The organism is Rhodococcus sp. G6(2025) (assembly GCF_058628105.1).
The window spans coordinates 6,388,245-6,408,101 of sequence record NZ_CP179750.1 but is presented as its reverse complement, the minus strand read 5'-3'; the positions used below and the strand labels follow the sequence as shown (position 1 = coordinate 6,408,101).

The following is a 19,857-nucleotide window of genomic DNA, read 5'->3' as shown; positions in this document are numbered from 1 at the left end:
GCTCCCGACATGCGACTACGGGGAGCCTTCACAGTCGGAGTGGCCGGTGCGATGATCTTGGCCGGGTGCTCGTCGACGAGCGAACCCGATTCGCCGCCGGTCGACGCGAGCGCTCTCGCGGCCTCGGTCACCGAGGGCGGTGTGGTGGCACACCTGGAGCAACTGCAGACGATCGCCGAGAACAACAACGGCAACCGCGCGGCCGGAACCTCCGGCTACGACGCCAGCGTCGACTACGTCGCACAGGTGCTGGAAGACAAGGGCTTCGACGTCGAGACGCCCGAATTCGAGTTCCACAAGTTCGACGTCCGGACGGAGGCACTCAGGTCCGGCGACCGTGACTTCGAGGTGCGTGCGCTGTCGTATTCGCCGTCGACCGGTCCGGAGGGGATCACCGCCCGCCTGGTACCCGCCCCCAAGGACGAGAGTCCGGGATGCGAGGTCACCGATTACGACGGCCTCGACGTCACCGGGGCGATCGTCCTCGTCAACCGCGGGGTGTGCCCGTTCGCGGCCAAGCAGCAGTTCGCGTCCGAGCGCGGCGCCGCAGGCGTGATCGTCGTCAACAACGAGGACGGACCGATGAACGGCGGAACCCTCGGCGACCCGGACGTGGGCAAGGTGCCCACCGGCGGAGTGAGCAAGGCGGACGGCGCCGCACTCGAGCAGGCCGGGGGCGACGTCACCCTCACCCTCGACACCACCACCGAGTCGAGCACCGCTCGTAACGTCATCGCCCAGACGAAGACCGGTTCGGCCGAGGACGTCGTGATGGTCGGCGCCCACCTGGACAGCGTCCCGGACGGTCCCGGCATCAACGACAACGGCACCGGCGTCGCCGCGACCCTCGAAACGGCGGTGCAGCTCGGCGGTTCGCCCGACGTCGACAACGCGGTGCGCTTCGCGTTCTGGGGCGCCGAGGAATTGGGTCTGCTCGGTTCGGAGGCCTACGTGAACAGCCTCAGCCAGGACCAGCGGAACGACATCGCGCTGTACCTGAACTTCGACATGCTCGGTTCCGAGAACGCCGGCTACTTGGCGTACGACGGCGACAACTCCGACAACGTCGGCGAGGGGCCCGGACCGGAGGGTTCCGCGGGCATCGAGCGCACGTTCATCGAGTTCTTTAAGGGCAACGGGGTCGCCGCCGACGGCACGGACTTCGACGGCCGATCCGACTACGGTCCGTTCATCGAGCACGGCATCCCCTCGGGCGGCGTGTTCAGCGGCGCCGACGAGACGAAGACCCCCGAGCAGGCACAGAAGTGGGGCGGCACCCCGGATGTGGTGTACGACGAGAACTACCACAGCGCGACCGACACTCTCGAGAACGTGAACCGGGCCGCGCTCGCCAAGAATGCCGCCGCGGTCGCGTATGCCGTCGGGGTCTATGCGGAGTCGCTCGCCGGGCCGAACGGTGTCCCCACCGGCGCGGACCGGGAGAAGGCGCGGGCGGCGGAGTGATGTCCGATTCGACACGGGTTTGTGCATGTGACGCTGGGTTACCCTTACTCTCGTGAGCGACGACCCGGCCGAAGAGGACAGTGCCGAACTCGACGCTGCGCAGACACCGAAACGAGGCGACAAGGTTCTGGGCTGGATGGGATCGGTGAACCGGCAGCCACAGCTGATCGAAGGGCTGCGGAGGGTTCGTCGTGCGCTACCCGGCGATCCGGCGTTCGGCGATCCACTGTCGACGGCAGGCCCCGGCAGCGCACGGGCCATCGCCCGCGTCGCCGATCGCTTCCTCGACCACCAGCCGGGCGCGTCCCGCGAGATGAGCCTCGGCGCGCTGCAGGTGTGGCAGGCGCTGCTCGAGCGCACCGGACGCGGCCGGGGAACGCAGGAAGTGACCATTGTGTTCACCGACCTGGTGGGGTTCTCCAGTTGGTCGCTGCCCGCCGGTGACAGCGCCACCCTCGCCCTGCTGCGTGACGTCGCCCGAGCCGTCGAGACCCCCATCGTCGACCGCGGAGGACACGTGGTGAAACGCCTGGGGGACGGCGTGATGGCCGTCTTCCCGAGCCCGGACCGCGCGATCGACGCCGTCTTCGCCGCGCAGGAGGCGCTCGCGGAGGTGGAGGTGGACGGCTACCGCCCCCGGATGCGCGTCGGCATGCACACCGGTGTGCCCCGGCAGATCGGCAGCGACTGGCTCGGCGTGGACGTGACGATCGCGGCACGCATGATGGAACTGGGCGGCGACGGCAACGTGATGGCGTCGTCCGCCACGCTGGAGAGTCTGCAGCCGGGCACCCTCGACGAACTGGGTGTCGGCGTCAAACCGTGGCGACGCGCCTTCTTCGCCCCCGCGCCGAGCGGGGTGCCCTCCGACCTCGGTATCTGGCGGTTGCGGCTCCGCCGCCCGTGAGTACTTCTCAACCGCCGGACGTTAATAAGTACTCACGGGTGACGGAGTCGCCACAGTGGAGAGACGGGGCCGTGACCGGCACCCAGGTCGTACGACGCCTCCAGGCACTTGGTGACCCATTCCTTACCGAACGCCACCGCATCGGGCACGGACCACCCGTGGGCGAGCGCGCTCGCGATGGCGGCCGCGAGGGTGTCACCGCCGCCGTGGTCGTTGCCGGTGTCGATGCGGGGACTGCTGAACTCGAGGAACCTGTCGCCGTCGAACAGCAGATCGGTGCTCGACGCCGACGTCCGGAGATGCCCGCCCTTCACGATCGACCACTGCGCCCCGAGCGCGTGCAGCGCTTCGGCGGCGCGGCGTGCGGTCGCGTCGTCCACCACCTCGATGCCGGTGATCAACCGGATCTCGTCGAGGTTCGGGGTGACCACCGTGGCGATCGGGATCAGCGTGTTCCGCACGGCGTCCAGCGCCTCGGCGTGCAGGAGCGGATCGCCGTGCATCGACGCGCACACCGGGTCCACGACCAGCGGGACCGGTAGGTCGCGGCCGATCCCGACCTCGGTGCACACGGCGGCGACGGCCTCGATGATGGCCGTCGACGCCAGCATGCCCGTCTTCGCTGCCCCGACCCCGATGTCGTCGACGACGCACCGCACCTGCGCGGCCACCGTCTCCGGCGGAATCTCGTGGAAACCGCTGACGCCCACCGAGTTCTGCACCGTCACCGCGGCGACCGCGACGCATGCGTGGACGCCGCACAGCGCCATCGTCCGCGAGTCGGCCTGGATCCCGGCGCCACCGCCGGAATCGGTGCCTGCGATGGTGAGGACTCGGACGGGGGTCTGGCCGTCGGGGGTCAGGGGCAGCAGCTTCACGAAGGGGACCTTACCGATTCTCTGAGGTGACGGACTCGACGGGCAGATACACGCGACCACCTGCGTCGACGAACTCGCTCGACTTCTCGGCCATGCCCGCCTCGATGGCTTCGACCGAATCGAGTCCATGTTGCTGTGCGTACTCGCGCACGTCGGCGGAGATCCGCATCGAACAGAACTTCGGGCCGCACATCGAGCAGAAGTGGGCCGTCTTTGCCGGCTCGGCGGGCAGCGTCTCGTCGTGGAACTCCCGCGCGGTATCCGGGTCGAGGGACAGCGCGAACTGGTCGTGCCAGCGGAATTCGAACCGGGCCTTCGACAGCGCGTCGTCCCGCTCCTGCGCCCGCGGATGCTGCTTCGCGAGATCCGCCGCGTGCGCCGCGATCTTGTACGTGATGACCCCGGTCTTGACGTCGTCCCGATTCGGCAGTCCCAGGTGTTCCTTGGGTGTCACGTAGCAGAGCATCGCGGTGCCGGCCTGCGCGATCATCGCCGCGCCGATCGCGGACGTGATGTGGTCGTACGCCGGCGCGATGTCGGTGGCGAGCGGCCCGAGCGTGTAGAACGGCGCCTCCTCGCACAACTCTTCCTCGAGGCGCACGTTCTCCACGATCTTGTGCATCGGGACGTGCCCGGGACCTTCGATCATCACCTGCACCCCATGGGATTTCGCGATCCGCGTGAGCTCCCCGAGGGTGCGCAGTTCCGCGAACTGGGCTTCGTCGTTGGCATCCGCGATGGAGCCGGGGCGCAGACCGTCACCGAGCGAGAACGTGACGTCGTAGCGGTGGAGGATCTCGCACAGTTCGCCGAAGTGGGTGTACAGGAATGACTCTCGATGGTGGGCCAGGCACCAGGCCGCCATGATCGACCCGCCGCGGGAGACGATTCCGGTGACCCGACGTGCTGTCAGCGGGATGTAGCGAAGCAGTACACCGGCGTGGACCGTCATGTAGTCGACGCCCTGCTCGCACTGTTCGATCACGGTGTCGCGGTAGATCTCCCATGTGAGCGCGGTCGGGTCGCCGCCGACCTTTTCGAGCGCCTGGTAGATCGGCACGGTTCCCACGGGCACGGGCGAATTGCGCAGGATCCATTCTCGTGTCTCGTGGATGTTCTTGCCGGTGGACAGGTCCATGATGGTGTCTGCACCCCACCGCGTCGCCCACACCATCTTCTCGACCTCTTCCGCGATCGACGACGTGACCGCGCTGTTGCCGATGTTCGCGTTGATCTTCACCGCGAACGCCTTGCCGATGATCATCGGCTCGAGTTCGGGATGGCAGCGGTTGGCCGGGATCACGGCGCGTCCCGCCGCGACCTCGGTGCGCACCGTCTCGGGTGAAACACCCTCGCGTGCAGCGCAATACTGCATCTCGGCGGTGACGACGCCGGCGCGAGCGGCATCGAGTTGGGTGCCCTCCCGGCCGGCGATCCACGGTGCGCGCAGATGCGGCAATCCCGCTCCCAGGTCGATCGTGGCGTCCGCGTCGGTGTACGGACCCGACGTGTCGTACACGTCGAGGTGTTCACCGTTGGTGAGGTGTACGCGCCGGACCGGCACCCGGATGTCGTCGCCCGACAGCAGGTACTGCTTGGTGCTGCCCTCGATCGGCCCCGTCGTGACGGACGTGGCTGTAGATACGTGTGTGCTCATCGATGATGCTCCCTACGCCGGCATTACCCGGACAGGTTCGACGGTCGACGGCCCTAGCCGTCCTCTCAGCCCGCTGGTGCGAGCCCCCGTGGATGTGTAGTTGTCACACAAACTGTAACCGAGATCTCTGTGATCAATCATTCGGGTGAAACTTGGACAGCGGTTCCCGGCATCGGTATAAAGGGTGATGAACATCACATTTCGATTACGACACATACCCCCAGGAGATAGCCATGCTGACAGACGCGCAGGTTGTGGACGTGATCGACAACGCCGATCAGAACCGATTCGAGCTACGCCTGAGTGGTGATCTGGTCGGCATCCTCGGGTATTTCGACCTCGCGGACACCCCGCCCGGCGCCGGTGCCGGCGAGGGCGTGGTGGCCGCTCGGCCGCCGGGCCCGAAGAGTCGAGGGCGGCAGGCGCCCGTGGTCTCGTTCATGCACACCGTGATCGTGGAGGACTTCGGCCACCGCGGACTCGCCGCCCTCATGGTGGGTCGCTCCCTCGACCTCGCCCGCGGGTACGGCTGGAAGGTCCGGCCCGTGTGCACGTACGTGCAGCGCTTCGTTTCGGCGCATCCCGAGTACCGCGACCTCGTCGTTCCGGTGGACGGCTGACTGCGGCGGGCCACGAATCGGGCACTCGTCGGCAACGAAACGGTTCCGGGAGCGGCGATTCCGCTCGCGAGGATGCCGCCTTACTGATTCCATGAGTGGCATGGATCACATTTCGAACAGTTCCGAGTCGTCGGGGAACATCACGGCCGCTGATGCTCGCGTGCTCGACAACCCTGCCCATGAACGATTCGATCTGTGGCTGGGGGACGAGTTGGTCGGCATCCTCGGCTACCGGGACGAGGACGACATTCCCGGATTCACCGCGAAGCCGGGCGAGGTGGTCGCGTTCATGCACACGGTCGTCAAGGAAGAGTTCGGTGGGCGCGGGCTGGCCGCGGTCCTCGTGGGCGAGGCGCTCGGCTCGGCGCGTCGGCGTGGCTGGAAAGTGCGTCCCATCTGCACGTATGTCCAGCGCTACTTGGCGCTCAATCCTGAGTACCTCGACGTCCTGGTTGCCGAGTAGCCCCACTCGCGAGAGCACTGCTCTTGCCATCTGCGACTCTGCTGTGAATACTGCTCTGCATAGAGAGCGGTGCTCACAATGGAGGAGTCGTCATGACCGTGTCGGATCGGATCGAGAGTCGTACCGGGGTCGCACGGATCTGCGCCGCGGCGCTGTTCGCCCTCGCCGGCGTCCTGTTCGTCGTGTACCCCTTGGTGCGTCCCTACGCAGCGGGCGGGGCGCCGGACGGGCGGGCCGAGTTCGCCTCACCGTCGTGGCTCGTCGCACACCTCGCCGCGGTCGGCGGATTCATCGCGTTCGGGCTTGCGCTCGTCGCGCTCAGCGGACTGCTGAAAGGGACGGGCGGTGAACGGGCGGCGGTGGTCGCGGTGGCGGCGTCGTGGATCGGGACAGGGCTGACGCTGCCCTATTACGGGGCCGAAACGTTCGCGCTGCACGCCCTGGGCGGCAGCGACCTCGACGAGAATGCGGTCACAACCCTCACCGAAAGCGTGCGGATGGGGGCGGCGCAGGCGACGCTGTTCGCCACCGGTCTGCTCCTCGTCGCGGTCGGCGCAGCCGCTGCCGCCGTGGCGATCGCCCGGTCCCGGCTACTCGCCGGGTGGGCGGGGATCCCGATGGCAGTGGGGTTCGCGCTGTTCATCCCGCAGTTCTACGTCGACGCCCCACTGCGCATCGGGCAGGGAGTGCTCATCGGATTCGGGTGCGCGGTTGTGGCGCTCGGTGTGCTGCGTTCTCAATCGCCGAGGTCGACGATGACCGGCGCATGATCGCTGGCGCCCTTGCCCTTGCGTTCGTTGCGGTCGATCTCGGCCTTGTCGACGCGGCCGGCGAGGGCGGGCGAACCCAGCACGAAGTCGATGCGCATTCCCTGCTTCTTCGGGAACCGCAACTGGGTGTAATCCCAGTAGGTGTAGACACCGGGGCCAGGGGTGTGCGGCCGGACGACGTCGGCGAATCCGGATTCGACGAATGCCTGGAACGCCTCACGCTCGGGTGCGGACGTGTGCGTCTTGCCTTCGAACAGCGCCGGATCCCAGACGTCCTCGTCGGTGGGGGCCACGTTCCAGTCGCCGACCAACGCGATCTGCGCGTCCGGGTTCTGCCCCAGCCACCCGACCGCGTCGGTGTGCAACTTCGCCAGCCAGTCGAGCTTGTACGTGTAGTGCGGGTCGGCCAGCTCACGGCCGTTGGGGACGTACAGGCTCCAGATGCGGACGCCGTTGCACGTGGCGCCGATGGCGCGGGCTTCCTGCGCGGGCGCGACCTCCGGGTCCTTGTGGAAACCGGGCTGATCCTCGAACCCGATCTGCACGTCGTCGAGACCCACGCGGGACGCGATCGCGACGCCGTTCCACTGGCTGAGGCCCACGTGCGCGACCTCGTAGCCCAGTTCACGGAAACGCTCGTACGGGAACTGCTCATCCTTGCACTTGGTTTCCTGCATCGCCAGCACGTCGACGTCGGACCGCTGGAGCCAGTCCAGGATCCGGTCGGTACGGGCACGAACAGAGTTCACGTTCCAGGTTGCGATGCGCACGGCAGCCACCCTAGCGGCACTCTCCGACAGGTCGTCAGCCGCCAGGTTCGGTGGCGTAGCGGTACCGGTGGTGCGCCACGAAGCCGAGGTTGCGGTACATCGCCTGGGCGCCCTCGTTCTCGACGGCGACCTGCAGACACGCGTGGGTCGCGCCGTGTTCGCGTCCCCAGTTGATCATGTCGCCGCAGATGAGGCTGCCGATTCCGTGGCGGCGGTGAGCCTCCGCGACCTCGACCGCGGTGAGCCCGACCCACCGGCGGTCGTCGGGCGCGGACGTGACGGATCCGCGGGCGACGGCCAGCAGCGTCGAGTCGGCGGCGCCGATCCGGCCGAACCCGAGGGTGCCGCCGCGGACCGAGTCCAGCACGTCGACGGCGAAGTCGGGGAGCGCGGACCCGCGGTAGCGGTAGAGGGCGAGCCAGTCCGGATCGGGGTGATCGGTGACGGTGGTGGTTCGTGGGCCCTCGGGCAGTGCCAGGTTGTCGATGTCCGCCGCCATGACGACCACTTCGTCGCTGACGTTCCAGCCGAGCGGCACCTCGCCCAGCCGGTCGGGGATCAGCAACCGCAGGGGGCGGTCGCGCTCGGCGTACCACTCGCGCAGACGGTCGAGCGTGCCGCCGGGGGAGGCGTCGTCCAGGCTGCCCACCGACCCACGGTCGCCGAGCGGGGCCGCCGAGTTGGCGCGTCCGGTGAAGCCGTGACCGTAGCGGGCGAGCCACCCGTCGATCCACGTGTACTCGACACCCGGCCAGCCGTCGGCGGAGGCCAGTTCGAGGGATCGGATCTCGCTCGCGCGCACCGGTCGTGCGGGGACGGCCTTCAGCGCGACCACCCGCTCCGGATCCACCTCGACGACCGAGCCGTCCGCGGCGCGGACGATCACCACCGGGTCGACGCTCTCCAGCACCCCGATGACGTCGGTCATCGGATGGCTGTGGCCGGGTGGCAGCTGGTATCGCAGCACCACCCGGCTTCCGAGCGGAATGTCAGTCGTCATGCCCGAACGGGTCGTCGACCGTTCCCGGCACCCAGCTGAGGCCGGGAACGCCCCAGCCGGCGCGCTTGATGGTCTTCTTGGCGGCGCGCGCGTTGCGGCCGACCAGCATGTCGACGTAGAGGAAGCCGTCGAGGTGACCGACCTCGTGCTGGAGCATGCGTGCGAAGAAGCCGTGCCCCTCGATCTCGACGGCGTTGCCGTCGGCGTCGGTGCCCGTGACCTTCGCCCACTCGGCCCGCCCGGTGGGGAACTGCTCGCCCGGCACCGACAGGCAGCCCTCGACGTCGTCGTCCGGATCCGGCATGGTCTCGGGTCGTTCCGACGTTTCGAGGACCGGGTTGACGACGCAACCCCGGCGGCGCAGCGCCGTGCCGTCTCCGTCGACGTCCGGGCAGTCGTAGACGAACAACCGCAGCGGCAGGCCGACCTGGTTGGCGGCGAGCCCGACGCCGTTGGCGGCGTCCATCGTGTCGTACATGTCGGCGATGATCTCAGCGAGTTCCGCAGGTGACTGGGACACTGCCTCGGTCGGTTCGTGCAATACCGGGTCGCCCACGATCCGGATGGGGAGGATGGCCATGGTCGTCAAGGATAGTGCGGCGCGCCCGAGCCGTTCGCACTGCCCGCGGCGTTCGTCGTGGTTGAATAGTCGCTGAAGTACAGCGGTGTAATTCGTTGCTCGGTCGGCCACGCGATCGAGGAGCCGGGGGAACGTGGTTTCGCTGAGGTCGAGCGAGAGCTAGTAGTCGAGGAGTGAGATGGACGGCGCAACAGCGCGTAGTCGGACCCAGTCCGAGCGCATCGACGGCGACAACTCGGCGGGGGTCAAGGACGTCGGCGACGACGGCCTCTCGCGTCGGGAGCACGACATCCTGTCCTTCGAGCGCCAATGGTGGAAGTACGCCGGCGCGAAGGAAGAAGCGATCAAAGAGCTGTTCGACATGTCCGCCACCCGGTATTACCAGGTTCTCAACGCACTGGTGGACCGGCCGGAGGCACTCGCGGCCGACCCGATGCTCGTGAAGCGGCTGCGACGGCTGCGCGCGAGCAGGCAGAAGGCCCGCGCCGCCCGTCGCCTCGGGTTCGACGTCACGTAGCACCCGGTCGCTAAGGTCGACATCGTGAGTACTCCGAAACCCGAATCGTCCGGCCCGCCGTTACGTGCCCTCGCGATGGTGCTGATCGCCCTCGCGATTCTCTTCGCGGGTCTCGGGTTCGCCTCCCTGGGAGGCTCGGACTCGGAGGAGACCGCCGCCACCGTCACGACCACGGCGGCCGCCACGACCACTCCCGCCGCGCGCCCGACGACGGCTGCCGGAGCGGCGGGCGCCACCTCGACGTCCGCGGCGAGCACCACGTCCGGTGCCTCGAGCACCTCGAAGTCCGCCGCCGCGGCGTCGGTCCCGGTGCGGGTGCTCAACAACAGCAACGTCACCGGTCTCGCGAGTCAGACGGCCACCGAACTGATGTCCTCGGGGTGGACGGTGTCGGAAACCGGCAACTACAGCGACGGCACCATCTCCGAAACCACGGTGTACTACGGCACTTCCGCCGCCGAGAAGGAAGCGGCGACGGAGATCGCCGCGCAGCTCGGGGTGTCGGCCCAGCCGCGGTTCCCGGGTATCGCCGATTCGTCCGCCGGTGTGATCGTCATCGTCACCTCCGCGCAGTAGACCGGACGGTCGGTGCACCGTCGCCGCGGTTATGATCAGATGCACTTCTTCGCCACCCCAAAGGAGCGGTTTGATGGCCTCGAGTTCTACCCGTCGGATGTCCTGGCGCATTGTCACCCCGGTGGTGGCCATTGCAGCACTCGGACTGACCGCCTGCAGTAACAACGAGGAGCCGACCGACGTTCCCGGCACCACTCCTCCCGTCTGGACCGGCGCCGCCGATCCCAGCGCCGCAGGCGTTCCCGGCGACGCCGAGAGCGGTTCCGGTGAAGCCGCGGAGAGCGGCGCGGTCAGCGCGGCGCTGAAGAACGCCGAGGGCGAAGACGTGGGCACCGCCACGTTCAAGCAGGCAGGCAGCCACGTCGAGGTCACCGTTTCCGTCAAGGATCAGACACCCGGATTCCACGGTTTCCACGTGCACTCCGTCGGCAAGTGTGAGACGAACTCCGTGGCACCGACCGGGGGTGCGCCCGGAAACTTCCTGTCCGCCGGCGGGCACTTCCAGGCCGAAGGCCACTCGGGGCACCCCGCGAGCGGTGACCTCACCTCGCTGCAGGTTCTGGCCGACGGCACGGCCGAATTGGTCACCACCACCGACGCCTTCACGGTCGAGGACCTGAAGAACGGTGACAGCGGTACCGCCGTCATGATCCATTCGGGTTCCGACAATTTCGCCAACATCCCCACCCGTTACGCACCCGCCCCCGATCAGGAAACCCTGAACACCGGGGACGCAGGTTCCCGGGTGGCCTGCGGTGTCATCGGCGCCAGCTGAGTCGCGTGACATCCCGGCTTCGGCCGGGATGTCGGTGCGCTGCCGTCCACTGCGGCCTGTGGTTGGATCGAAACCGTGGTAGTTCCTTTTCCCGGTTCGCCGCGGCCGACACTGGGCGTCGAGTGGGAGATCGCGCTGGTCGACAGGGTCACGCGGGATCTCTCCAACACGGCCGCGGAGGTATTCGACGCGGTGGCGAATCTCGCCGGTCCCGAGGATCCGCGGATCACCAAGGAGTTGCTGCGCAACACCGTCGAACTCGTCACCGGTATCCACTCCACCGTCGGTGAGGCGATGGACGACCTCGACGAGTCGCTCGACCTGTTGCGGCGGGCGGCGAACCCGCTCGGCGTGGATCTGATCTGCGCGGGAACGCACCCGTTTGCACAGTGGTCGACCCAATTGGTCACGCGCACACCGGATTACGACGAGCTGATCGAACGCACCCAATGGTGGGGCCGTCAGATGCTCATCTGGGGTGTGCACGTCCACGTCGGTGTGTCCTCGCCGCAGAAGGTGTTCCCGATCCTCAACGCGCTGCTGCAGCGGTACCCGCATCTGCTCGCGCTGTCGGCGTCCTCACCGATGTGGGCCGGCGTCAACACGGGGTACGCGAGTAATCGTGCGCTGATGTTCCAGCAACTTCCCACCGCTGGACTGCCGTACCAGTTCGCGAACTGGGGGCAGTACGAGGATTTCATCAGCGACCAGATGAAGACCGGGGTGATCACCAAGATCGGCGGGATGCACTGGGACATCCGGCCGGCGCCGCGGTGGGGCACCATCGAGGTCCGCGTCTTCGACGGCATCTCCACCCGCGCCGAACTCAGTTCCCTCGTCGCGCTCGTGCACTGCCTGATCGTCGACCTGGACCGGCGTTTCGAGGCGGGCGAGAACCTGCCCAACTTGCAGCCGTGGCACGTGAAGGAGAACAAGTGGCGGGCCGCGCGGTACGGGCTCGACGCCGAGATCATTCTCGACGAGGACAGCAACGAGCGGCTCGTCACCGACGACCTGAACGACCTGCTCGACAAGCTGGCCCCGACCGCCGTGCGACTCGGCTGCGCGGACGAATTGGCCGCCGTCGCCGAGATTCCCCGTCGCGGGGCGTCCTACCAGCGGCAACGTCAGGTCGCGGCGGCGACCGGCGGTGACCTTGTGGCCGTGGTCGATGCGTTGGTGAAGGAGCTCGGGACCTGAAAGACGGTCTCGGGCAGGACACTCGTCCACTTCCCGTTCACGTGTTGTTTACACTTGGCGGGTGTCGATCGACGATGTTGCCGTTGTACGGCCGGGTGGGTCCGTCGATCGTTCCCGCATGTTCGTGGCGGGCGGGGCGCTCGGGGTGGCGATCCTGCTGGTGGTCGTCCAATCGGTCGCGTCCATACAGGGTTTCCAGGGTCCCCTCGAAAGCCTTTTCCACGACTACGTCCTGACCCCCAAGTCGGCGTCGGTCCCGTGGGCCGGCCTGGCGCTGGCGATGGTCGGGCTCACCAATCGCCAGCGCGTCGTGGCACTCGCCGCCGCGGCCGGCATCGATATCGTGGTCGCCGCGGTGCGCTATCTGTCCGGTGGACCGCTGACCGTCGGAAACGGCGCGACCTGGGTACTCACCGGGGTGGGCGTGTATGCGGCGGTCCGCTGGACCGGCGACCACCGGCGCAGCGCCCTCAAGGGTGTCGGCCTCGGTGCGCTGCTGATTCTCGCGACCAAATTCGGCGACGCCTGGCTGCAGGTCACGATCATGGCCGGGCCGATGGTCCTCGACGAATACGCCCAGCTGGCCGACCACGCGCTGGGCAGCCCGTCGTGGCACCTGGGGCAGTTCGTCGACGCCCTCGGACCCGTCGGCTACGGCATCCTCCACTGGGTCTACATCGAACTGCCGGTCGCGGCCATCGCGGTGGCCGTCTACCAGCTGCGGAACGGCTGGCCGTCGCACTACCTGGTGCGCACGTTCCTGCTGATCGGTCTCATCGGTCCCGTGTTCTACGTGCTGTTCCCGGTGGTCGGACCGATCTTCGCGTTCGGCACCGAAGGGCTGGGGTTCCAGGTCAGCGACTACTGGCCCAACGTCGTCCCGACACCCGACTTCGCGCCCGAACCGATGTCGTTCGATTCGACGACCCCCCGCAACTGCATGCCGAGCCTGCACACGGCGTGGGCCCTCGCCCTGTTCATCCACTCCCGGCAGGGCGCCTGGTGGCTGCGCCTCGGCGGCACGTTCTGGCTGGTGTGCACGCTGACGGCGACCCTCGGGTTCGGCTACCACTACGGCGTCGACCTGGTCGCCGGCGCCGTTCTGTGCCTCACCATCGAATCCGCGTTGCGCGACCCCGAACGGGGGTGGGGCTGGTTCCGGGTCCGTCTCGTCGGAGGCGGCGCGCTGGTGCTGGCCGGACTGCTCCTCAGCTACCGCTACCTCGCGGTGCCGATGGGCCGATTCCCCGAGGTGTCCGGACCGCTCGTCCTCGGTGCCCTCGCCGCGATGAGCCTCGGGTTCTACGCGACGTTCTTCGCCCGGCCCGACACCGCACTCGCGCGGTGGGGAAGTTGCGCGAAGGCAGCGGTCACTGATGTTCTGGCGGCTCCAACTCGTTGATCATCAACAGCCCGTCCTGATCTCGCTGCTCCCGGTACGCCACCCGTCCGACGCTGTGCGCGATGACCGGCGCGGTGAACAGGGTGAAGATGCCGACGAGGATCAGCATCCAGATGTCGACGTTGCCACGCAGTTCGAGGACAGCGCCCGCGAGAACCATGATGAGACCGACCACCTGCGGTTTGGTGGCGGCGTGCATGCGGCGCAGGGTGTCCGGGAATCGCACGATGGCGATGGCGGCCGTCAGTGCGAGCAGGGAGCCGCACAGCATGAGCGTGGCCCCGATGACGTTCAGCACGGTGGTCACGACTTGTCACTCACCCGGAACCGGGCCACCGACACCGAACCGATGAACCCCACCAGCGACAACGCGACGATGGCGGGCACGATCGTCGTGTCGCCGGTGTACGCGGCCCACACGGCGAGCCCGCACATGGCGAGCGCGATCAGGGTGTCGAGAGCGACGAGGCGGTCCAGCGAGTTGGGCCCGTCGAGCAGCCGGAACGTCGTCAGGACCCCGGCGACGACCAGGATGATTCCGGATATGACCGAGACGACTGTCATGATCTGTCCTCCTGAGTGGGGTCGTCGTACTGCAGGTCGCGGTTGTGCCAGGGGCTCGGTTTCCAGTCGGAGTCGCGTTCGAACGCCTCGACGAACAACCGTTCCAACTGCGCGACCGTGCGGTAGAACTGGCTGACCGCCTTCTGCGAGCCCATGTCCAGGACGTGCACGTAGACGATCCGCCGCACCTGGTCGATCTCGAGAACCATGGTGCCCGGAATGAGGTTCAGGACGTCGATGCACAGCGTCAGGACGAGGTCCGACTTGATCCCCAGCTGGTAGCGCAGGACCCCGGTGACGGGCGGCGGCCCGGGCCGGAGCGCGAGGTACGCGATCTGGAGGCTCGACTGGAGCGAGTAGTACACGAACATCATCGCCAGCCGGAGCAGCGGCAGGACGTGCACACGGCCTTCCACCGGCACCCGCGGCAGCGGCATGAGCACCATGATGAGCGCGCCGACGGCGAGCCCGCCGAGAATGTTGCCCCAGCTGACGTTGCCCCACAACAGGATCCACACCGCCATCAGCCACAGCAGCGCGCCGAACTGGAGAAGTCTCTCGCGTTTCATCGCGGTGCCTCCTGCGCTTCGCCGCCGGGGTGCCCGCCGAGGACGGCGTCGATGTAGATGGACCGGTTCTGCAGATCGCTCGCCGCGCGATCGCTGATCTGGATGATCTGGCCGGCGAACACCGTCATCGCCAGCCCCACGGCGACGAGGGCGACGGTGGGGATGAGCATCATCGCGGGGATACGGCCCACGTCGGCGCGGTCGTCGAACGAGATGTCGGCCTCGGACTCGTCGAGCAGCGCCGACGGGCTGACGTCCGCCAGGTCACCCTCGGGGGCGTCGGCGCGGGCCCGCCAGAACGCCTTGGTCCACACGCGGGCGACGACGTACAGCGTGAGGAGGCTGGTGAGGGTGCCGCCCGCGACGAGGATCCACGCCAGCACGCTCGCATCCGCCGAGCCGGCCTGCAGCAGCGCGACCTTGCCGATGAACCCGGAGAACGGGGGAATGCCGCCGAGGTTGAGGGCCGGGACGAGGAACACGATGGCCAGGACGGGGCTCGCCGCGGCGAGCCCGCCCAGACGTCGCAACGACGACGACCCGGCCTGGCGTTCGATCAGACCGACCACCAGGAACAGTGTGGTCTGCACCAGAATGTGGTGGGCCACGTAGTAGATGGCGCCCGACAGCCCCGACTGGGTGGACAGCGCGACACCGAACACCATGTACCCGATGTGGCTGACCAGGGTGAAGGACAGTAGTCGTTTGATGTCGCTCTGCGCGATCGCACCGAGGATGCCGACGAGCATCGTCAGGAGGCCGCACACCATCAGCACGTTGTCGAGTTCGCCCTCCGGGAAGAGCAACGTGTGCGCGCGGATGATCGCGTACACACCCACCTTGGTGAGCAGGCCGGCGAACACGGCGGTGACCGGGGCGGGCGCGGTGGGGTAGGAGTCGGGCAGCCACGTCGACAGCGGGAACACCGCCGCCTTGATACCGAACGCCACGAGCAGCACACCGAAGATGGCGGTGCGCGTGCCGGACGGGATGCCGTCGAGGCGGGTGGCCATGTCGGCGAGGTTGAGGGTTCCGGTGGCCGCGTAGGCGAACGCAATACCCGCCAGGAAGATCAGCGACGACACCATCGACACCATCACGTACGACACACCCGCACGGACGCGGTCGGCGCTCGCACCGAGCGTCAGCAGCACGAAGCTGGCGGCGAGGAGCACCTCGAAGCCGACGTACAGATTGAACAGGTCGCCCGCCAGGAACGCGTTGGAGATGCCCGCCGTCAGCGCCAGATACGTCGGCAGGAAGATCGAGACGGGCTGGTCCTCACTGCCGTCGCGGATACCCTGACCCACGGCGTACGCCATGACGGCGAGCAACACGATCGACGAGACCACCAGCATCATCGCGGACAGCCGGTCGACCACCAGCGTGATGCCGATCGGCGAATCCCAGCCACCCACCTGAATGGCCGTCGTCCCGTCGCGGTCGGCCAGGAACAGCAGCAGTCCCGACACGACGAGGACGCCGATCAACGCGACGAGCGTGATGATCCGCTGGGCCCGCGGACGACGGCCGAGCACCAGCGTGGCCGCGGCGGCGAGCATCGGGACGAGAACGGGTAGCGGCGCGAGGGCCGTGATGATGTGCGGGGAAATGGTCACGACTTCTCCCCGATCCCGGCCTTGTCGGAGTCCTCTTCGTCGTCGAAGTCACCCTCGTGCAGGTCTTCGTAGCATTCGAGGTCTTCGAGGTTCTTCAGCTCTTCCAGGGGAATGGGGTTTCCGTCCTTGTCGAATGCGTCGCCGCTGAAACTCGGCTCGCCGGTGACCGGGTCGTCGGAGCGGTCGCGGTCGGGTGCCTCGGCGGGCGACCGGCGACGCAGGACCTTGGTGTCCTCGGGGTCGTTCTCGACGGCGTCCTGCGTGGTGATCTTGAACGACCGGTACGCGAGCGCGAGCACGAAGCCGGCGATGCCCATCGTGATGACGATCGCCGTCAGGATCATCGCCTGAGCCAGCGGGTCGGCCATCGACTCGTGAATGGACTCGCGGCCGACAATGGGCGGATTGCCGTCCGTACCGCCGGACGTGAGGATCAGGAGATTGATGCCGTTGCCGAACAGCAGCAGTCCCAGCAGCATGCGGGTGATGCTGCGTTCGATGAGCAGGTAGACGCCGGCCGACACCAGGACGCCGATGATGACGAGAAATCCGATGTTCGCGCTCACCGCTGGTTCACCTCGATCTGTGCGTCGAGACGCGCCCCGAGACTGCGGAGCACGTCGAGTACGAGACCGACCACGATGAGATACACACCCAGGTCGAAGAACAGGGCGGTGACCATCTTGACGTGGCCGACCAGCGGCAGCGTCACCTCGAACACCGCGGAGGAGAGCGCCGGGGCGCCGAGGAACAGCGACGCCAGCGCGGTGCCCGCGGCAAGCGTGAGCCCGAGGCCCAGGATCTTGCCCGCGTCGATCGGGACAGTTTCGCCGAGTTCGTACCGTCCGCCGGCGAGGTATCGCAGGACCAGCGCGAGACCGGCCGTGAGGCCGCCGGCGAACCCGCCGCCGGGCGCGTTGTGACCGGCGAAGAAGAAATAGACCGACAACACCATGATGGTCGGGAAGATCAGCCGGGTCGTCACCTCGAGGACCAGGGACCGGTGTTTCGGATCGATGAGGTCGCCGCCGAGTAGCCACGTGGTCTCGGAATGCGACGCCGACGAATCGGCCGTGACCGCTGGAGCGTCGGACACCCGGGGGGCGCTGCCGAAGCGGCGGTTGCGGAACACCAGGCTCGCGACACCCGTGGCCGCCACCAGCAGCACCGAGATCTCACCGAGCGTGTCCCAGGCACGGATGTCGACGAGCAGGACGTTGACGACGTTCTTGCCGTTGCCGAGGTAGTACGCCGCGTCGGGGAGTCGCTCGTAGATCGGCACCGAGTTCCGCGCATTGATGGCGTACGCGCCGATCGTGGTGATGGTGGCACCGACCGCGACCGCCAGCAGTGCCCGCGGAATCTTGAATCCGATGGCCCGGCGCTCGTCGACCTCGGCGGGCAGCTTCCGGAACACGAGCACGAAGATGACGAGCGTCAGCGTCTCCACCAGGAACTGGGTGAGTGCGAGGTCGGGGGCACCGTGGAGGGCGAACAGCACACCGCAGCCGTAACCGCTGAGACCGACGAGGATCACGCTGGCCAGACGGTTGCGCATCACCGTGGCGGCGAGCGCGGCCGCGACCATCATCAGCCCGATCACGAACTGCACCGGCGAATCCCACAACCGGACGTCGGCGCCCGTATTCGTGCCGACGACGAGCAGTACCAGCGGCACCACCACGAGGGTGCCGAGGATGGTCGCCTGGGTCAGCGGCAGCGAACCGCGCTGGGTGGCGCCGGTCAGCCGCATCGACAGCGCGTCCATGCCGCGCAGCGTCGCGTCGTAGATGCGGTCGGCGTTGCCGAGCGGAGGATGCTCGAACCGCAACCGGTTGACCCAGCGCTGCGCCACGAAGAGCGCGGTGCCGACGGCGAACACCAGCAGGGTGAGCGCCAGCGCGGTGTTCATGCCGTGCCACAGCGCGAGGTGGTAGTCGGAGACGCCCTCGGCGGGCAGGGTCTGCGAGTACGGCGTCAGCAGCTTCTCGAGCTGCGACGCCGCGAGTCCCGCCGCCAGGCTCAGTACCGAGAGAACGGCGGGCGCGCCGAGGAACAACGGTCCGGGTGCGTGCATGCCCTGCACGGCCGGGCTCGGCCGCGCGAGCCGCTTGCGACCGAAGGCTCCCCACATGAAGCGCACGCTGTAGGCGAGTGTCAGGATCGAACCGAACACCACGACGCCGACGGTGACGATCCGTGCCGGGTCGGCCAGGACGGTCGTGCTCAGCAGGGAGTCGAATGCGGCTTCCTTGCCGACGAACCCGAGGAACGGGGGAAGCCCGGCCATGCTCGCCGCGGCCAGTGCGGCGACGACCGCGAGCGCGGGCGCACGGTCGCCGAGGTGCGCGAGCTTGCGGATGTCGCGGGTGCCCGTCGTGTGGTCGATGATGCCGACCACCATGAACAGCGCGGCCTTGAACATCGCGTGCGCGACCACCATCGTCATGCCGGCGAGCGCGGCGTCGCGGGTGCCGAGGCCGACCAGCACCATCATGAAACCGAGCTGGCTGACGGTGCCGAACGCGAGCACCAGTTTGAGGTCGAAGGCGCGCATCGCCCGCCACCCGGCGAGGACCATCGTCAGCAGGCCGAGCGTGATGATCGTGAACCGCCAGGGCGCCGAGTCGGCGAAACCGGGCGACAGTCTGGCCACGAGAAAGATGCCGGCCTTCACCATGGCCGCGGCGTGCAGATAGCCGCTGACCGGGGTCGGGGCGGCCATCGCTCCGGGCAGCCAGAAGTGCAGCGGCACGATCGCGGACTTCGACAGCGCGCCGATGAGGACCAGCACGACGGCGACACCGGCGAGCCAGCCGCGAGGTGCGACCTCGATCAGTTCGGACAGGTTGTACGTGCCGCTCACCTGGCCGAGGATGATGATGCCGAGCAGCATGGCCAGACCACCCGCGGTGGTGACGAGCAGCGCCTGCGTGGCCGCCCGGCGACTCGACGCGCGTTCGGCGTAATGCCCGACCAGCAGGAACGACAGGACCGTCGTCAGTTCCCAGAATATGTACAGCAGCAACATGTTGTCGCTGGCGACGAGGCCGAACATGGCGCCGGCGAAGGCCACCATCTCGGCGGCGAAGATGCCGAGACGAGGTTCGTCGTCGGTGAAGTAACGCGCACAGTAGACCAGGATCAGCGTGCCGATGCCCAGCACCAGCACCGACATGATCGCGGCCAGCGGATCGAACCAGAAGTCGAGGTCCATCGACAGGCCCGGAGCCCACACGATGGACACAGTCTGCTCCGTGCCCCAGTTCGCGATCACCCAACCGAGCGACGCCAGCGGGACGAGGGAGAGAGGGTAGAAACCGTTGCGGCCGAACTTGCGCACCACAAGCGGAGCCAGAACGGCGGCAACGGCATGGGCGAGCAGAACAGCAAGCAAAAGGCACTCCGTCGGGGGTCAGCGGGCGGCGGGGTGTCGGAACGAAACGAACCGAGTCGTGTAGACCGTTCGCTTAGCTAGCGAACTGGGCTACGGGGTACATCCTACTGGGTCGGTTATTCGGACTCG

Annotated in this window: 21 protein-coding genes and 1 riboswitch; of the genes, 10 read left to right on the top strand and 11 right to left on the bottom strand. The window is 67.8% G+C overall.

Annotation, left to right across the window (positions count from 1 at the left end; genetic code table 11):
• The first annotated feature begins 9 nt into the window (after positions 1-9).
• Both ACLIVD_RS29745 and ACLIVD_RS29740 read left to right on the top strand, forming a co-directional pair.
• Entirely contained in the window at positions 10-1,464 is a 1,455-nt protein-coding gene (locus tag ACLIVD_RS29745) for a M20/M25/M40 family metallo-hydrolase (protein ID WP_491931078.1), read from the top strand.
• A gap of 52 nt (positions 1,465-1,516) precedes the next feature.
• The gene (locus tag ACLIVD_RS29740; protein WP_005563843.1) at positions 1,517-2,371 is read left to right on the top strand and encodes an adenylate/guanylate cyclase domain-containing protein; all 855 of its coding nucleotides are present in this window, start codon (positions 1,517-1,519) and stop codon (positions 2,369-2,371) included.
• A 32-nt stretch (positions 2,372-2,403) separates the two neighbouring features.
• Here the strand turns inward: ACLIVD_RS29740 and thiD are convergent, their stop codons facing one another.
• Positions 2,404-3,249, bottom strand: a complete 846-nt coding sequence (thiD, locus tag ACLIVD_RS29735; RefSeq protein ID WP_105421232.1) for a bifunctional hydroxymethylpyrimidine kinase/phosphomethylpyrimidine kinase — start codon at positions 3,247-3,249, stop codon at positions 2,404-2,406.
• Between the two features lie 10 nt (positions 3,250-3,259).
• A complete protein-coding gene (gene thiC / locus ACLIVD_RS29730) occupies positions 3,260-4,906 on the bottom strand; it encodes a phosphomethylpyrimidine synthase ThiC (RefSeq protein ID WP_283354300.1) in 1,647 nt (548 codons plus the stop codon).
• A riboswitch (TPP riboswitch) is annotated at positions 4,899-5,006 on the bottom strand. Its footprint overlaps the gene before it by 8 nt.
• Before the next feature lie 133 nt (positions 5,007-5,139).
• Between thiC and ACLIVD_RS29725 the strand changes: the two genes are divergently transcribed.
• The 3 genes from ACLIVD_RS29725 (at position 5,140) to ACLIVD_RS29715 (ending at position 6,759) form a co-directional block, all read left to right on the top strand.
• Positions 5,140-5,526, top strand: a complete 387-nt coding sequence (locus tag ACLIVD_RS29725) for a GNAT family N-acetyltransferase (protein ID WP_283354299.1) — start codon at positions 5,140-5,142, stop codon at positions 5,524-5,526.
• A 100-nt stretch (positions 5,527-5,626) separates the two neighbouring features.
• Positions 5,627-5,989 (top strand): GNAT family N-acetyltransferase, encoded by a 363-nt coding sequence (locus ACLIVD_RS29720; protein WP_283336511.1) that lies wholly within the window; start codon positions 5,627-5,629, stop codon positions 5,987-5,989.
• A 92-nt stretch (positions 5,990-6,081) separates the two neighbouring features.
• Entirely contained in the window at positions 6,082-6,759 is a 678-nt protein-coding gene (locus ACLIVD_RS29715) for a hypothetical protein (protein ID WP_491931077.1), read from the top strand.
• Here the strand turns inward: ACLIVD_RS29715 and ACLIVD_RS29710 are convergent.
• Genes ACLIVD_RS29710 through ACLIVD_RS29700 form a run of 3 tightly spaced genes read right to left on the bottom strand, consistent with a single transcriptional unit; the run spans position 6,726 to position 9,109 of the window.
• Positions 6,726-7,529: an exodeoxyribonuclease III gene (locus ACLIVD_RS29710; RefSeq protein ID WP_025433168.1), complete on the bottom strand. Its 804-nt coding sequence runs from the start codon at positions 7,527-7,529 to the stop codon at positions 6,726-6,728. The two genes, ACLIVD_RS29715 and ACLIVD_RS29710, sit on opposite strands and share 34 nt — an antisense overlap.
• Positions 7,530-7,563: 34 nt before the next feature.
• On the bottom strand, positions 7,564-8,529 hold the full coding sequence (locus tag ACLIVD_RS29705; protein WP_317568331.1) for an N-acetylglutamate synthase, CG3035 family: 966 nt from the start codon (positions 8,527-8,529) through the stop codon (positions 7,564-7,566).
• Positions 8,519-9,109 carry a peptide deformylase gene (locus ACLIVD_RS29700; RefSeq protein WP_317568332.1) on the bottom strand — a complete coding sequence of 197 codons (591 nt, stop codon included), beginning with the start codon at positions 9,107-9,109 and terminating at the stop codon, positions 8,519-8,521. Before ACLIVD_RS29700 ends, ACLIVD_RS29705 begins: the two co-directional genes overlap by 11 nt.
• Before the next feature lie 178 nt (positions 9,110-9,287).
• On the opposite strand from ACLIVD_RS29700, the gene napA reads away from it, so the two are divergent.
• The 5 genes from napA to ACLIVD_RS29675 all read left to right on the top strand — a co-directional run bounded on the left by napA (position 9,288) and on the right by ACLIVD_RS29675 (position 13,579).
• On the top strand, positions 9,288-9,626 hold the full coding sequence (gene napA / locus ACLIVD_RS29695; protein WP_144287974.1) for a nucleoid-associated protein NapA: 339 nt from the start codon (positions 9,288-9,290) through the stop codon (positions 9,624-9,626).
• A 24-nt stretch (positions 9,627-9,650) separates the two neighbouring features.
• Positions 9,651-10,202 carry a LytR C-terminal domain-containing protein gene (locus tag ACLIVD_RS29690; protein ID WP_283336514.1) on the top strand — a complete coding sequence of 184 codons (552 nt, stop codon included), beginning with the start codon at positions 9,651-9,653 and terminating at the stop codon, positions 10,200-10,202.
• A 73-nt stretch (positions 10,203-10,275) separates the two neighbouring features.
• On the top strand, positions 10,276-10,977 hold the full coding sequence (gene sodC / locus ACLIVD_RS29685) for a superoxide dismutase[Cu-Zn] (protein WP_280779814.1): 702 nt from the start codon (positions 10,276-10,278) through the stop codon (positions 10,975-10,977).
• A 75-nt stretch (positions 10,978-11,052) separates the two neighbouring features.
• The gene (locus ACLIVD_RS29680; protein ID WP_491931076.1) at positions 11,053-12,177 is read left to right on the top strand and encodes a glutamate--cysteine ligase; all 1,125 of its coding nucleotides are present in this window, start codon (positions 11,053-11,055) and stop codon (positions 12,175-12,177) included.
• 118 nt (positions 12,178-12,295) lie between these two features.
• On the top strand, positions 12,296-13,579 hold the full coding sequence (locus ACLIVD_RS29675) for a phosphatase PAP2 family protein (protein ID WP_283354311.1): 1,284 nt from the start codon (positions 12,296-12,298) through the stop codon (positions 13,577-13,579).
• On the opposite strand, the gene mnhG is transcribed toward ACLIVD_RS29675, so the two are convergent.
• From mnhG to ACLIVD_RS29645, 6 genes are read right to left on the bottom strand one after another with little or no spacing between them, the layout of a single operon-like run.
• Positions 13,548-13,886: a monovalent cation/H(+) antiporter subunit G gene (mnhG, locus tag ACLIVD_RS29670; protein WP_005251747.1), complete on the bottom strand. Its 339-nt coding sequence runs from the start codon at positions 13,884-13,886 to the stop codon at positions 13,548-13,550. The two genes, ACLIVD_RS29675 and mnhG, sit on opposite strands and share 32 nt — an antisense overlap.
• Complete coding sequence (locus ACLIVD_RS29665; RefSeq protein WP_005251754.1) at positions 13,883-14,143, bottom strand: monovalent cation/H+ antiporter complex subunit F; 261 nt, start codon at positions 14,141-14,143, stop codon at positions 13,883-13,885. Before ACLIVD_RS29665 ends, mnhG begins: the two co-directional genes overlap by 4 nt.
• Positions 14,140-14,712, bottom strand: a complete 573-nt coding sequence (locus ACLIVD_RS29660) for a Na+/H+ antiporter subunit E (RefSeq protein ID WP_491931075.1) — start codon at positions 14,710-14,712, stop codon at positions 14,140-14,142. Before ACLIVD_RS29660 ends, ACLIVD_RS29665 begins: the two co-directional genes overlap by 4 nt.
• The gene (locus tag ACLIVD_RS29655; protein WP_005264385.1) at positions 14,709-16,331 is read right to left on the bottom strand and encodes a Na+/H+ antiporter subunit D; all 1,623 of its coding nucleotides are present in this window, start codon (positions 16,329-16,331) and stop codon (positions 14,709-14,711) included. Before ACLIVD_RS29655 ends, ACLIVD_RS29660 begins: the two co-directional genes overlap by 4 nt.
• The gene (locus ACLIVD_RS29650; RefSeq protein WP_007301319.1) at positions 16,328-16,897 is read right to left on the bottom strand and encodes a Na(+)/H(+) antiporter subunit C; all 570 of its coding nucleotides are present in this window, start codon (positions 16,895-16,897) and stop codon (positions 16,328-16,330) included. Before ACLIVD_RS29650 ends, ACLIVD_RS29655 begins: the two co-directional genes overlap by 4 nt.
• Positions 16,894-19,728, bottom strand: coding sequence for a Na+/H+ antiporter subunit A (locus tag ACLIVD_RS29645; protein WP_491931074.1), 2,835 nt, complete (start codon positions 19,726-19,728; stop codon positions 16,894-16,896). Before ACLIVD_RS29645 ends, ACLIVD_RS29650 begins: the two co-directional genes overlap by 4 nt.
• Between the last annotated feature and the right edge of the window lie 129 nt (positions 19,729-19,857).

Bases quoted from the DNA above. Each gene is read 5' to 3' on its own strand.
- ACLIVD_RS29745 (WP_491931078.1), top strand. From the start codon at position 10: ATGCGACTACGGGGAGCCTTCACAGTCGGAGTGGCCGGTGCGATGATC.
- thiC (WP_283354300.1), bottom strand. From the start codon at position 4,906: ATGAGCACACACGTATCTACAGCCACGTCCGTCACGACGGGGCCGATC.
- ACLIVD_RS29725 (WP_283354299.1), top strand. From the start codon at position 5,140: ATGCTGACAGACGCGCAGGTTGTGGACGTGATCGACAACGCCGATCAG.
- ACLIVD_RS29720 (WP_283336511.1), top strand. From the start codon at position 5,627: ATGGATCACATTTCGAACAGTTCCGAGTCGTCGGGGAACATCACGGCC.
- ACLIVD_RS29715 (WP_491931077.1), top strand. From the start codon at position 6,082: ATGACCGTGTCGGATCGGATCGAGAGTCGTACCGGGGTCGCACGGATC.
- ACLIVD_RS29705 (WP_317568331.1), bottom strand. From the start codon at position 8,529: ATGACGACTGACATTCCGCTCGGAAGCCGGGTGGTGCTGCGATACCAG.
- ACLIVD_RS29700 (WP_317568332.1), bottom strand. From the start codon at position 9,109: ATGGCCATCCTCCCCATCCGGATCGTGGGCGACCCGGTATTGCACGAA.
- napA (WP_144287974.1), top strand. From the start codon at position 9,288: ATGGACGGCGCAACAGCGCGTAGTCGGACCCAGTCCGAGCGCATCGAC.
- sodC (WP_280779814.1), top strand. From the start codon at position 10,276: ATGGCCTCGAGTTCTACCCGTCGGATGTCCTGGCGCATTGTCACCCCG.
- ACLIVD_RS29675 (WP_283354311.1), top strand. From the start codon at position 12,296: ATGTTCGTGGCGGGCGGGGCGCTCGGGGTGGCGATCCTGCTGGTGGTC.
- ACLIVD_RS29665 (WP_005251754.1), bottom strand. From the start codon at position 14,143: ATGACAGTCGTCTCGGTCATATCCGGAATCATCCTGGTCGTCGCCGGG.
- ACLIVD_RS29660 (WP_491931075.1), bottom strand. From the start codon at position 14,712: ATGAAACGCGAGAGACTTCTCCAGTTCGGCGCGCTGCTGTGGCTGATG.